Source organism: Flavobacterium sp. PLA-1-15 (assembly GCF_049060005.1).
In the GTDB taxonomy this organism is placed as follows: Bacteria; Bacteroidota; Bacteroidia; order Flavobacteriales; family Flavobacteriaceae; genus Flavobacterium.
Genome location: NZ_JBMGQS010000003.1, coordinates 143,060 through 157,193 on the forward strand (window position 1 = coordinate 143,060; position 14,134 = coordinate 157,193).

Annotated in this window: 10 protein-coding genes; 4 read left to right on the top strand and 6 right to left on the bottom strand. The window is 38.1% G+C overall.

Annotated features, from left to right (window positions below; all coding sequences use genetic code 11):
* Positions 1 to 29 precede the first annotated feature (29 nt).
* Complete coding sequence (locus tag ACI6PS_RS04075; protein WP_421011275.1) at positions 30 to 1,904, top strand: M1 family metallopeptidase; 1,875 nt, start codon at positions 30 to 32, stop codon at positions 1,902 to 1,904.
* 70 nt (positions 1,905 to 1,974) lie between these two features.
* Here the strand turns inward: ACI6PS_RS04075 and ACI6PS_RS04080 are convergent, their stop codons facing one another.
* Genes ACI6PS_RS04080 through ACI6PS_RS04090 form a run of 3 tightly spaced genes read right to left on the bottom strand, consistent with a single transcriptional unit; the run spans position 1,975 to position 4,725 of the window.
* Positions 1,975 to 2,913: a lipid A deacylase LpxR family protein gene (locus ACI6PS_RS04080; RefSeq protein ID WP_421011276.1), complete on the bottom strand. Its 939-nt coding sequence runs from the start codon at positions 2,911 to 2,913 to the stop codon at positions 1,975 to 1,977.
* A 4-nt stretch (positions 2,914 to 2,917) separates the two neighbouring features.
* Positions 2,918 to 3,595, bottom strand: coding sequence for a monofunctional biosynthetic peptidoglycan transglycosylase (mtgA, locus tag ACI6PS_RS04085; protein WP_421011277.1), 678 nt, complete (start codon positions 3,593 to 3,595; stop codon positions 2,918 to 2,920).
* Positions 3,596 to 3,609: 14 nt separating this feature from the next.
* Positions 3,610 to 4,725, bottom strand: a complete 1,116-nt coding sequence (locus tag ACI6PS_RS04090) for an NAD(P)/FAD-dependent oxidoreductase (protein WP_421011278.1) — start codon at positions 4,723 to 4,725, stop codon at positions 3,610 to 3,612.
* A gap of 294 nt (positions 4,726 to 5,019) precedes the next feature.
* Here ACI6PS_RS04090 and ACI6PS_RS04095 point away from each other — a divergent pair, with 294 nt between their 5' ends.
* The 3 genes from ACI6PS_RS04095 to ACI6PS_RS04105 all read left to right on the top strand — a co-directional run bounded on the left by ACI6PS_RS04095 (position 5,020) and on the right by ACI6PS_RS04105 (position 10,762).
* Positions 5,020 to 6,924 carry a S9 family peptidase gene (locus ACI6PS_RS04095; RefSeq protein ID WP_421011279.1) on the top strand — a complete coding sequence of 635 codons (1,905 nt, stop codon included), beginning with the start codon at positions 5,020 to 5,022 and terminating at the stop codon, positions 6,922 to 6,924.
* A 110-nt stretch (positions 6,925 to 7,034) separates the two neighbouring features.
* The gene (locus tag ACI6PS_RS04100) at positions 7,035 to 8,231 is read left to right on the top strand and encodes an aminopeptidase C (RefSeq protein WP_421011280.1); all 1,197 of its coding nucleotides are present in this window, start codon (positions 7,035 to 7,037) and stop codon (positions 8,229 to 8,231) included.
* A 107-nt stretch (positions 8,232 to 8,338) separates the two neighbouring features.
* The gene (locus tag ACI6PS_RS04105) at positions 8,339 to 10,762 is read left to right on the top strand and encodes a hybrid sensor histidine kinase/response regulator (protein ID WP_421011281.1); all 2,424 of its coding nucleotides are present in this window, start codon (positions 8,339 to 8,341) and stop codon (positions 10,760 to 10,762) included.
* Here ACI6PS_RS04105 and ACI6PS_RS04110 read toward each other — a convergent pair.
* The 3 genes from ACI6PS_RS04110 to accC all read right to left on the bottom strand — a co-directional run bounded on the left by ACI6PS_RS04110 (position 10,754) and on the right by accC (position 14,115).
* Positions 10,754 to 12,088 carry a sigma-54-dependent transcriptional regulator gene (locus tag ACI6PS_RS04110; RefSeq protein WP_421011282.1) on the bottom strand — a complete coding sequence of 445 codons (1,335 nt, stop codon included), beginning with the start codon at positions 12,086 to 12,088 and terminating at the stop codon, positions 10,754 to 10,756. The genes ACI6PS_RS04105 and ACI6PS_RS04110 overlap by 9 nt on opposite strands.
* 127 nt (positions 12,089 to 12,215) lie before the next feature.
* Positions 12,216 to 12,506, bottom strand: coding sequence for a hypothetical protein (locus tag ACI6PS_RS04115; protein ID WP_421011283.1), 291 nt, complete (start codon positions 12,504 to 12,506; stop codon positions 12,216 to 12,218).
* Between the two features lie 262 nt (positions 12,507 to 12,768).
* A complete protein-coding gene (gene accC, locus ACI6PS_RS04120) occupies positions 12,769 to 14,115 on the bottom strand; it encodes an acetyl-CoA carboxylase biotin carboxylase subunit (RefSeq protein WP_421011284.1) in 1,347 nt (448 codons plus the stop codon).
* Positions 14,116 to 14,134: the final 19 nt, after the last annotated feature.

Consider the following 14,134-nt stretch of genomic DNA (forward strand, 5'->3'; position numbering starts at 1 on the left):
GCGCCTTCCGTTTTTTTTATATCAGAATTATGAAAAAAATCCTTCTGCTTTCAATTCTTTTCATTGGTTTTACAAACGCATCAGCCCAAAACACGACCTATTGGCAACAGCACGTTGATTATAAGATGGACGTTACGATGGATGCGAAAACTTTTCTATACAAGGGAAAACAGGAATTGGTCTACACCAATAATTCGCCTGATACGCTAAAAAAAGTGTACTACCATCTCTACAACAACGCCTTTCAGCCGGGAAGCGAAATGGATGCAAGGATAAAAGCCATTGCCGATCCTGACAGAAGAATGGTAAAAACTTTTAAAACTGCTGAAAAAACCACCAAAGAAAGTAGAATCAGCAACTTGAAGCCGGATGAAATTGGCTTCCTAAAAATCAACAACTTCAAACAGGATGGTGCTGTTGCAACAACAAAAACAACCGGAACTATTCTGGAAGTAACACTTGCAAAGCCTATTTTGCCTAAACAGAAAACAACTTTTACGCTTGATTTTGACGGTCAGGTTCCTGTACAAATTCGTCGTTCTGGAAGGAATAACGATGAAGGAATTGCGCTTTCTATGTCGCAATGGTATCCAAAATTAGCCGAATATGATTTCGAAGGTTGGCATGCAGATCCTTATATTGCACGTGAATTTCACGGCGTTTGGGGAAATTTTGATGTAAAAATCACCATCGATAAAGACTATATTATTGGAGGTTCTGGTTATCTTCAAAACCCAAATGAAATTGGTTATGGCTATCAAGACGCTGGCGTAGAAGTGAAGCACAGCAAGAAAACCAAAACCCTGACTTGGCATTTCCTAGCGCCAAACGTTCACGATTTTACTTGGGCTGCCGATAAGGATTACCTTCACGATGTCGTTCAAGTTCCGGGTGGTGCAAAATTACATTTCCTGTACAAAAACAATCCAGACATTCTTCAAAATTGGAAAAACCTGCAACCAAAAACGGTTGAGTTGATGCAATTCTACAATGAAGTTGTGGGCAAATATCCTTATGATCAATACTCCGTAATTCAAGGTGGCGATGGCGGAATGGAATATGCAATGTGCACGCTAATCTTAGGAAACGGTTCTTTCGAGGGTTTATTTGGCGTTACAGCACACGAATTGGCACATTCTTGGTTCCAGCACATCTTGGCTACAAACGAATCCAAGCATGGCTGGATGGACGAAGGTTTTGCTACTTTCATAGAAGATTTGGCTGTCAATCAGATTATGAATAAGAAGCAGGATAATCCGTTCCAAAGTTCCTATGCAGGCTATTTCTCTATGGTTAATTCCGGAAAGGAGCTTCCACAATCTACTCATGCTGATCGATTTGATGAAAATCGTGTTTACAGCATTACTTCCTATTCAAAAGGGAGCGTTTTTCTTTCGCAATTGGGCTATTTAATTGGAAATGATAAATTGATGACCACCTTGAGAAGATATTACAACGAATTCAAATTCAAGCATCCTACACCAAATGATTTCATCCGTGTGGCCGAAAAAGTTTCGGGAGCTGAATTGGATTGGTATCTTACAGACTGGACACAAACTACGAACACCATTGATTACGGCATTAAAAATGTACAAGAAAACGGCGCAAATACGACAGTTACTTTGGAAAGAATCGGCAGGATGCCAATGTCCATCGACTTGTATGTGGAATATAACGACGGAACTGTTGAAACTTTTTACATTCCGTTGCGAATGATGTTTTATGAGAAAGAAAATCCATATCCGCAATTCAAAAGAACAGTTCTTAAAGATTGGGCTTGGGCATTTTCCAACTATGAATTCACCATCAATAAGCCAAAAAGTGACATCAAAACGATTATGATTGATCCAAGTCAGATGATGGCAGATATTAAAAAGGAAAACAATATATATCCTTCTAAATAATACTTTTTACTTTTTAGAAAAAAGACTGTTTTTATAAATAAAACAGTCTTTTTTTATTTTATGAAATTGGTTAATCCAACAAATACCCAACCCCGATAGATCCATAAAAATAACCCTCAATTACCCTATTCTTAGCTTCACGTCCTCTCCAAACAAAAGAATATGATAAATTCCAATGGTTTTTCCTAAACTTCAAGCCCGCTTCAGCATTAAACCGAAAAGGCTCCAGCGGAAATGTAACCGGACTATTGTCATTAAACATACTTCCCTGAATCGTGGCATCATAAGCCTGATAATTAATTTTTGGCGAAGCATAAAAATAAAATTCACTTTCTTCCTTATATTTTTTATCCGCACGAAGCGATCCATCATATAAATTGGAATTATAAACTGGAAGCAGTTTCTTCAGACTGAATCGGGCAACGGGACCCACTGTCAATGAGTTAAAAATTGTTCCCACACTTGCCTCAGCTTGAAGTTGCAAATCAACATAGCTTTCTCTTTTCGGAAATAATTTTATCGAATAAAAAACATTCGCCTGAACCGCAAATGCATTCTTGATTTGATGTTCCCATCCGTAAACATTTCGATACCCAAAGAGATCATGAAAACCTCTTTGTACTTCTTCCCCAAAAGCATTCGGACCAACATAGCCCAGCTGTCCATTCACTTTCAAAACCGATTCGTTCTGATAAAAGGTATTCAGTCCAGCTTCTGCGAAAAGATAGCCTGCAAAAGGCCGGTCATTTTTATTGATATCTGCGGCACGTATCGTTTGCGGATTGTATATATATTGCCCTAACCGAAACTCAACAATCTTCTTATTGATTTTTTCATTTTCGTTGTTGATGAGATAGCGGTAGAAAAATTCAAATCCGTTCGTATAATATTTATCATTCACAGTAGAAACATAAAGATCGTTATCGAAAACAATCCCGATTTCTGTTGGTCTTTTTTGAGCCGAAACAGAATAAGAAGCCAACAATACGATCAATAATTTCTTTAGCATAAAATCAATATTCAAGTTTCACATAGCGCATGTGCCGCATAATTCTGGTTTTTCTTCTTTCGGTATAACTCGAAGAATTGCTGGCCTTGAACTTTCTAGGATTCGGAAGAATCGCTGCAATTCCGGCCGCCTCTCTTTTAGAAACATCTTTGGCACTTTTTCCATACCAATGTTTCGAAGCCGCTTCAACGCCATAAACACCCGTCCCCATCTCGATACTATTGAGGTAAACTTCCATAATGCGTTCCTTTCCCCAAATCAATTCAATCAAAACCGTAAAATAGGCTTCGAGTCCTTTTCTCAAATAACTTCTTCCTTGCCAAAGGAAAACATTCTTGGCCGTCTGTTGCGAAATTGTACTTCCGCCACGCAATTTCTTGCCTTTCTCGTTACTTTCCATTGCCTTGCTCATCGCATTAAAATCGAATCCATAATGCGTCAGGAAAGTAGCATCCTCACTCGCAATAACTGCTTTTTGCAAATTTGGCGAAATTTCCTCCAATGGAACCCAGTCGTGACTGCACGTCATTTCCTGTCCATCCGCTTTTTGCTCCAATGCCCGAATCCCCATCAAAGGCGTAAACGGAACCGGTACAAACTTGAACAACACCACAAAAAAGGTAGAAACAACAAAGAAGCAGAGCGCCACTTTCCACAAAAATCGAAGTATTTTTTTTATCATAAATATATTTTGGATTACCCAATTAGTTCTGCCAATTCCGCACCAATCAAACTCCCAATCGCAACCCCCATTCCGCCAAGGCGAACGCCACAATAAACGTGTTGTGAAAGTTGTTCAACGATTGGCTTTTTGCTCGATCCCATTCCCATAATGCCACTCCAGCGGTGCTCAATTTCAAATTCCTGATGGGGCAAAATTACTTCTTTTAGCAATTGCTCCAATCGGTTTTGTATGATTTCTGTTTCGCCAAATTCGGTCGTGGTTTCTCCTTGAAAATCCAGATTCCGGCCTCCGCCAAATAAAATCCGGTCGCCGATATTCCTAAAATAATAATAGCCCTTGTCCAGATGAAACGTTCCTTTGATATCCAGATTTGCAATTGGCTTCGTAATCAAAACCTGAGCTCTTGCTGGTTTTACAGCTCCGTTTGTCAATGCATTTGCAAAGCCATTAGTAGCGAAAAGCAATTTTTTAGTTTGAAAGGAAAAATCGCCAAGCGCCACCTCAACACCGTTGGCGTTTTCATTATAAGAAGTAACCGTTTGCTGATTCAAGATTAAAATATCCTGTGTAACAGCCGTTTTCAAAAGCGCCTGCATCATATTTCCCGTATCAATTTGGGCCTCAAACGGATTAAAAAACACATATTCATTGATGTTTTCAAAACCAAAACGATCAATCTGTTTTGTAAAGACTTCATTCCTAAAAAGCGGTTTCAAAATTTCATTCACAAAAGGCATCTTCGCCACACATTCATTAAAACTGCTTCCGTCGTCTTTCAAAAAAAGCTCATAACCGCCATAAGGCTTAAAATCAATCACATCATCGCCCAAACGTTTTCTGAGCAATTGCAAACCCTGCCAACGTTTTTGAATGAGTTGGATTACTTCCTCTTCTGAATGCGATTTCAAATCATCAATAATTTCCGAGATACTTCCAAAACAGGCAAAACCTGCATTCTTGGTACTCGCTCCCTGTGGAAGCGGTCCTTTTTCGAGCACTAGAATTTTACTGTCAGGAAATTTTTCCCGAAGACGCAAGGCGGTATGAAGTCCTACAATTCCGCTTCCTACAATGGTATAATCGACATTTGTGAACCAGTTTTTGAGTTCCCAATAGCTTAGATTCATTTTGAAGTAATTTGAAAAACAAAAATAAACGATTTTTCTTTTGGTGATTCGTTTATTGTTGATTCGTTTCGCGCGCGTGAGGGGTTGCAGTGGAAATCCTTTTTTCAATTGCCTTGGGTTTTAACCCAAGGCAATTGAAAAAAGATTGAAACGGAAAACCCGACAGCATTTTCAAAAAGGCTATGGACAAACTGAATTTGCCTTTTTGAAAAATGGTGGCACGCCCAAAACACAACGATTATTTGATGTATTGGTAAATTATAAGTACTTTTAAGGCCTTATAAAACTTGTGATATGAACAAAAAATCTTTGCTTTTAATCTTAATCATGATGGGTATGAATGCGGTTGCGCAAAATGTTATGACGCCTGAATTATTATGGAAATTGGGTCGCGTTTCGCCTCTGGGCATTTCAAAAGATGGAAAAAATATTGTCTATAAAGTTTCGATTCCTTCGGTGGAAGAGAACAAATCGAACTCAAAATTTTATACAATTCCGTTAAACGGAGGAAATGCAGTTGAAATTAAAAATCATGCTTCGCTTTTAAATGATAAGAATGTTTCAGCCGATGGGAAATTCATCGTGTACAGCGAGGAAGTGAAAATAGATAAAGTGCTCGGGAAAGATTATTATCCTGCAATGGAACAATCGGATGTGCAGATTTATGATGCGTTGGATTACCGTCATTGGGACACTTGGAACGAGGGGAAACACAATCACGTTTTTTATAAATCGACGGCAAAGGATGCTGTTGGAATTGACATTATGAAAGACGAACCTTATGATGCTCCGCAGAAACCTTTTGGTGGTGATGAAGATTTTATCTGGTCGCCTGATGGTTCTAAAATCATCTATGTGTCGAAGAAAAAAGCAGGAACGGAATATGCGATTTCTACCAATACAGATTTATATGAATATGATTTGGCTTCAAAAACAACCAAAAATCTAACCGAAGGAAATTTGGGTTACGATACCGCTCCACAATTTTCTCCAACTGGAAATTTAACTTGGTTGCAGATGAAACGCGATGGTTATGAAGCAGACAAGAATGATATCATTGTAAGTTTTAAAGGAATGAACATGAACCTTACTTCGGGTTGGGATGGAACGGTGGACAGTTTTACTTGGAGTGCAGATGGAAAGAAAGTCTATTTCCTGGCTCCTGTTGATGGAACTAAGCAATTATTTGAAGTGAATTTCCCAGGCATGACTAGAATTGCAATTACGGTTACGCAATTGACAAAAGGTGATTTTGATGTAAATGATATAGTTGGTTTTTCTGGAAATTCTGCAATAGTAACCAGAACGGATATGAACCACGCTTCGGAAATTTTTTCTTTTGATTTGAAGAAAAACGTTTGGAAACAATTGACAAAAGTAAACGATGAAGTTTACAGCAAACTGGCCTTAAGCAAAACCGAAAGACGCTATGTTACCACAACCGACGGCAAAAAAATGTTGGTTTGGGTAGTGCTTCCGCCAAATTTTGACCCAAATAAAAAATATCCAACCTTACTATATTGCCAAGGCGGCCCACAATCGGCTTTGACACAGTTTTATTCGTTCCGTTGGAATTTTCAAGTGATGGCCGCTCAAGGCTATATCGTTGTGGCACCAAATCGTCGCGGAATGCCAGGACATGGTGTGGAATGGAACGAACAAATCAGCAAGGATTGGGGCGGACAAGTGATGCAGGATTACCTTTCGGCAATTGATGATGTTGCAAAAGAAAAATACGTGGATAATAAAAGATTAGGAGCCATTGGCGCCAGCTACGGTGGTTATTCTGTTTTCTATTTGGCAGGAATCCACAACAACCGTTTCAAGACGTTTATCTCGCATTGTGGGGTTTTCAACTTGGAAAGTATGTATGGCACAACTGAGGAAGTGTTCTTCAACAACTGGGATCACGGCGGTGCTTATTGGGAAAAGGACAATGCGGTTGCTCAAAAAACCTTCTCTCAATTCAACCCAATCAAAATGGTCGATAAATGGAATACTCCAATCCTGATTATCCAAGGAGGAAAAGATTACCGCGTGCCACTAGGGCAAGGACAGGAAGCTTTCCAAGCCGCACAACTCAAAGGAATCAAAAGCCGTTTTGTATTGTTCCCTGAAGAAAACCACTGGGTATTGAAACCTCAGAATGCCCAAGTTTGGCAAGGTGAATTTTTTAAATGGCTGAAAGAGACGTTGTAAATATGAAAGTTTCTTCTTTCAAGTCACCTAATTAACTGTTAAAAAAATGACGTGCCTGTAACAATTATTATTTTTACGGCACTTATACAAAAATCGAAAAACTACAAAATATGTATACTACTTCTATTCGTCCGTTTGTTCTTGCAGCGACTTTCTTGGCAGGTTCGTTAACGGTAAATGCACAGGACAATCTTGTAAATGCACTTAAAGTAAATGCCAGCGAAAACAGCAAGGCATCTTTTAAATTTACAGATGTGATCAATCTTGAAAACACATCGATAAAAAACCAAGGTTCCTCTGGAACATGCTGGAGCTACTGCGCCAATTCTTTTATCGAATCGGAAATGGCCAGAATGGGCAAGAAACCTATTGAAATTTCTCAGATCTATTCTGCAAGAAACACCTACATCGAAAAAGGAAAAATGTATGTTCGCATGCACGGTGCCACTACACTTGGAGACGGTGGAGCGCTTCACGATGTAATGAACATGTACAAAAAATATGGTGCGGTTCCACAATCGGTTTATACTGGTTTGAACTACGGCACTGAGAAAAATAAATTTGCCGAAATGGGTGCCTTGATTGAAGGCGTATTGCAAGCGGTAGTAAAAAATCCTAACGGAGAATTGACGCCAAATTGGGAAAGAGCCTACACGGCTGTAATCGATTCTTATTTAGGACAGGCTCCAAAATCATTTGATTACAACGGAAAGAAATACACTCCGGAAAGTTTCGCCAAAGAAGTTATCGGCATCAATCCTGATGATTATGTAGAAATTTCTTCGTTTGAAGAATATCCTTACTATACTAAAAATGTATTGTTGGTTCCAGACAACTGGTCATTGGATCAGGCCTATAATGTAAAAATGAACGAACTGACAGACATCATCGATAACGGTTTGAAAAAAGGCTACACGGTTGCTTGGGCAGGTGATGTGAGTGAAAAAACATTCAGCTGGAAAAACGGTGTTGCATTTGTTGCCGATAAGAAATTCGACGAAATGACAGCCGAAGAAAAAGCAGATCTTTTCAACGGACCTAAGAAAGAATTGACTGTTACACCGGAAATGCGTCAGCAAGCGTTTGACAATTACACGACAACTGACGATCACGGTATGCACATCGTTGGACTTTCTAAAGATCAAAACGGAAAAGAATACTATATCGTAAAAAATTCCTGGGGCGAAAGCAACGACTACAAAGGCTATTTGTACATGACCAAAGAGTTTGTAAAATATAAAACCACTGCTATTATGGTGCATAAAGGAGCAATTCCGAGTGCTATTGCAACTAAGTTGAAAGTTTAATTTCTTCTTTCTAAAATTCAAAATCCCGACATTGTTCGGGATTTTTTGTTTTATTATTTTAACAAAATATACATTTTTATCCTTTCTCTAATTTTTATCTTTGAGAAATGGACAATAAGAAAAGCTATATTCCGATAAAAGTTTTTGTGAGCTACATCGCTTTGGCCGCATTGGTTGTGGTGGCCGGATGGATTTTATACACCGAAAACAGGACTTTTTCTTCTACAGAAAACAAGCTTGCTTCGGAAAACAACAAGATTTTGAAAGTGAGCAATCTACTTTCAAACATGTACAAGACTGAAAGCTTTTCGAGGATTACCATTCAATCCAATTCCGAAGCAGATTTCCAGAATTATATCCATCAGACGAATTCCTTAAAATCTGAAATTGATTCGCTCAAAACCCTTATCAACAACAACTATCAAATCACTTTATTGGACAGCGTAAAGATGTTGCTTTCGCAGAAAACAGCCAATATCCGACAGCTTCAGACCATTAAAAATCAATCTAACGATGATGATGCGGTAAAGAAAGCCATCAACAAGATTTCGTATATGGAAAGCACTTTGCGGAAACTCAACCTCAATGATTTTTTCAAAGATCCATCGTCGTTGAACGATTACGACAAAAAAGTTTATTCTGATTTTGTGGATTACATGAACCAGAATATCCCGAACGACAGCACCAATACGTTAAGTCAGAAAGCACTCGATTCGATGCTGATTGCTTCCAAAGCGGCCTTGAGTGATGTAGTGCGAAGAACTTCAAAAAAGCAGGAATCGTTGACGATTCAAGAGAATGAATTGCTTCAAAATGAGCTTTCAATCTCAGAACAGCTCCGAAAAGTACTGAGCATTATCGAAAGGGAAATCATCATCAATACCACAAAAGGAAATGCTGAAAAGGAAGCGGCCTTGAACAAAACAAATCAAGTGGTGACCATTGCGGCAGGTGTCGGGTTGGTACTGACACTTTTCTTTTCGATTCTGATTTTGAATGATTTTTCTAAAACACAATCCTATAAGGAACAGCTTGAAATTGCCAATTCTAAGACCCAAACACTACTCAAAAACCGCGAGCAATTGATTTCTACGGTAAGTCATGATTTGAAAACGCCTTTGAGTACGATTGTAGGTTATGCCGAATTATTGGGCAATTCCGACCTCAACAATAAGCAATCGTATTATACCAAGAACATCAAGGGATCCTCGGAATATATCTCGCAACTTGTTCAGGATTTACTGGATTTCACACAAATTGAAGCCGGAAAAATCAGCATTGAGCACATTCCGTTTTCATTGAAAGAAATGATAAATGAAGTCGGTAAAAGCATACAAGCAGTTTACGAGCAGAAAAATCTCGAATTGGTTCTAAACATCGACAAGAAATTCAACCAAAGAATTGTAGGCGATCCTTTCCGATTGCGACAAGTACTGACCAATCTTATAGGGAATGCCTTCAAGTTTACCGAAAATGGCTTTATAAAAATTGAAGCTTCCTTATCCGAAAAACAGCTTGTAATTCGTGTTGAAGATTCCGGAATCGGGATTGAAAAAGACAAACAGCAATTGATTTTTGAAGAATTTACTCAAGCCAATAACGGTATCGAAAAGAAATACGGTGGAACCGGATTGGGCTTGACAATTTCTAAAAAAATGGTCGAAATCCTTGGCGGAAAATTATCACTTGAAAGCAAATTTGGAAAAGGAAGTACGTTTCAAATAGTTCTTCCGTTGGAGTTTGAAGACAACGCTTTTAAAAAGGAAAAGATTACGGCGATTCCGCATCCGAATAATTTATCGGCAATTGTAATTGATGATGACGTGAATCTACTGAACCTAACGGTAGAAGTTTTGAAGCAACATCACTACAATGTTGTTTTCTTTACGGATGCCAGAAAAGCTTTGGAAATCATTAAAACCCATCCTTTTGATTTTATAATTACCGATATCCAAATGCCCGAAATGGATGGCTTTTCATTTTTGGATGCTTTGAAAAAAGACGAGCATTACAAAAACCAACCCGTAATTGCCGTTACCGGAAGAACGGATTTTGGCGAACACGTTTATAAAAATGCGGGGTTTACAACTGCCTTGAGAAAGCCTTATTCTCCAAAGATTTTACTCAACGTCATCCGTTCTGTGTTTGATAATTCTGAAATTCTGTTGAATGAGAACCTTGATGATAACAGCCAAGAAAACGCTTACTCTTTGACTTCATTAAAGGCTTTTCTGCCAAATGAGGACGAAGCCTTAAAAGAAGTTTTGGTTTCATTTTTAAATTCAACGATTGAAAACTTGGAACATTTGGAACTGAGTTTTGCAGAAAATGATTGGGAAAAATTCAAGGAAACTGCCCATAGAATGTATCCGATGTTCAAGCAAATAAAAGCCGAAGAAATTGCTTCGATTCTGCAGGATTTTGATTTGAAAACACTTTCGGATGATGAAATACGCTATAATTTAGAAGTCTTGAATGTAAAAGTCGAAGCACTTTTCAATCTGATAAAACAAGAAAACAATTTAATCTAAATTGTACAATTTCAATTTATTGTAAAGCGTTTTTCTGTTGATTTGGAGAAGTTTTGCCGCTTCAGATTTGTTGTTTTGGGTCTTCGCCAATGCATTAATAATCATATCCTTTTCATTTCCTGATAACGAAAATGTTTCTTCAGTAGAAGCTTCCGCTTGAAAGATTTCGGATGGGAGAACCAATTTTTCGATAAAATCTCCTTGCGATAAAAGTGTTGCCCTTTTGATGATATTTTGAAGTTCACGCAGATTTCCAGGCCATTTATAATTTTGAAAAATGGTCATTACCTCAGGTGAAAATCCGATGATGTCCTTGTTCAGTTGTTCATTTGCTTTTTCCAAAAAGAAATCGGCAAAAATCATCAAATCCTCGTTTCGTTCTCTTAAAGATGGGGAATGAATGGAAAATTCATTAATTCTATGGTATAAATCTTCACGGAAATCGCCTTTCTTCACTGCTTCACGCAAGTCTTCATTTGTAGCCGTAATGATTCTTATATCCACCTCAATTTCCTTGTTGCTTCCAACAGGTTTTATCTTTCGTTCCTGCAAAGCTCTTAAAAGCTGGATCTGATTTTCGTAGGACAGATTTCCAATTTCGTCCAAGAATATTGTTCCTCCGTTAGCCGCTTCAAAATAACCTACTTTATCATTTATAGCTCCCGTAAAAGATCCTTTCAAATGCCCGAAAAATTCGCTTGCCGCCAATTCTTTTGGAATCGCTCCACAATCTACCGCAATGAAATTATTGTTTTTCCGAATGCTGTTCTGGTGGATGCTTTTTGCAATGACTTCCTTCCCGGTTCCGCTTTCGCCAATAATTAAAACCGACATATTGGTTGGACTGACCAACTGAATATATTCTGCTAATTTCTTTGACGCTGGAGAAATTCCGTTGATGAATTCGCTGGTTGAAACCTGTCTTTTAGGTTTTGGAGCAGGTTTTTCTTTTACAATTTCAACTGCCTCTTTTTGAAGTGCGTTCGAAACAACCAAAAGAACTTCTTCTGGATTGAAAGGTTTCGAAATATAATCGGAAGCACCATTTTTTATGGCTTTAACGGCAGTATTCACATCGGAATATCCCGTCATTAAGATTACTGGAATTTGAGGAAAATCTCTTTTGAATTCCGACATCAACTCAATTCCATCGTAATTGGGAAGTCGCAAATCGGTAATAATCAGGTCAAAACTATCGTTCTTGATTTTGATTTTTGCTTCTTCGGCAGAAAAAGCTGTTTCTACATGGTATGACTTTCTAGTAAGAAAGTTTTCCAACATCTTACAAAAAGAAACATCATCTTCGACCAATAGGATTTTTGACATAGGGGATTTTCAACTTTATGGCTAATATAAAGTTATTAAAAGCGTTTTTTCTTAAAAAAGTTCTAAAAAAAGAGAGACCCACTAGGTGAGTCTCTCTAACAAAAACAAAATCATAAGTTACCCTAACTTATTTCTTTATCCAGTTTCCATTGGCATCCGCATAAACAGTAGCCTTCTGGTCTCCAACTGTGATATCTAATTTATACTCGTTACTTGAGTTTACATAAGCTTTCGCTAAAGTTGCATCAGGATAAGAAGTCTTCAAAGCTGTTTTCACTGCTTCCGGCAATTCTTCTGCCTTAATTTCTTTAAAGTCCTGAACTAAAACTGTTTGCTCTGTATTCGAAACTGGTGACACAGTTGCGAAAGTTGTAAAACTTCCAAAAACTACTGCCATTGCTATTATTATCTTTCTCATGATATTTACTATTTATATTTAAGTGTGTTGTTATCTATTGATGTTTACTATAATGAAATTATTGTACCAAAAATTTAAAGAAACCTCTCACTGGTGTAAATAACTGTAAATAAAGGGATTTAAATTTTTCAAGAAATCCATCACTTGGGAAATGTGTAGAAAAGAAGTCCTATTGTGTATAAAATTTACCCAAAACATAAATCTTTTTTAAAACAAAAAACCCCACATTCCTGTGAGGTTTTTAAAGTAATATGTTTTTTACCTATTTAGGCTCGTTCATTTTGAAGTCGTCCATGAAGGCAGTTGTATAATCTCCTGCAACATATCTTGGATCGTCCATCAATTGTCTGTGGAATGGAATTGTAGTTTTGATCCCTTCGATTACGAATTCGTCAAGAGCGCGTTTCATTTTATTGATTGCCTCTTCTCTTGTTTGAGCCGTAGTAATCAATTTAGCGATCATTGAATCGTAATTTGGTGGAATTGTATATCCTGAATAAACGTGAGTATCTAGACGGATACCGTGTCCTCCTGGCGTATGCAAAGTTGTAATTTTTCCTGGAGAAGGACGGAAATCATTGTATGGATCTTCCGCATTGATACGGCATTCGATAGCGTGAAGCTGTGGCAAATAGTTTCTTCCAGAAATTGGAATACCTGCCGCAACCATAATCTGCTCGCGAATCAAATCGTAGTCAATAACCTGCTCTGTAATTGGATGCTCAACTTGGATACGCGTATTCATTTCCATAAAATAGAAATTTCTATGCTTATCTACTAAGAATTCAACTGTTCCAGCTCCTTCATACTTGATGTATTCTGCAGCTTTTACAGCAGCCTCTCCCATTCTTTGACGCAAATCATCGGTCATAAATGGCGAAGGTGTTTCTTCGGTTAATTTTTGGTGACGTCTTTGAACAGAACAATCTCTTTCAGAAAGGTGACACGCTTTTCCATAAGAATCTCCAACTACTTGGATTTCGATATGGCGTGGTTCCTCGATCAATTTTTCCATATACATACCGTCGTTTCCGAAGGCTGCAGCGGCTTCTTGACGAGCACTTTCCCAAGCTTTCAATAGATCTTCTTCTTTCCAGATGGCACGCATTCCTTTTCCACCACCACCAGCAGTAGCTTTCATCATAACAGGATAACCTATTTCTTTGGCTACTTTTTTGGCTTGCTCGAAGTCTTCTAAAATTCCTTCTGAACCTGGAACACAAGGAACTCCGGCTTCAATCATGGTAGATTTTGCCGTAGCTTTATCACCCATTCTATCGATCATTTCAGGAGAAGCTCCGATGAATTTGATTCCATGTTCTTGGCAGATTTTAGAAAATTTAGCATTTTCAGAAAGGAAACCATAACCTGGATGGATTGCATCAGCATTTGTAATTTCTGCCGCTGCAATGATATTAGACATTTTCAAGTAAGATAAATTACTTGGCGGAGGTCCGATACAAACCGCTTCATCTGCAAATTTAACGTGAAGACTTTCCGCATCGGCAGTAGAATAAACAGCAACAGTTTTGATGCCCATCTCTCTACAAGTCCTGATGATACGCAATGCGATCTCACCTCTATTGGCAATTAATATTTTTTTAAACATCTTTTTTTAATTAGAAAAT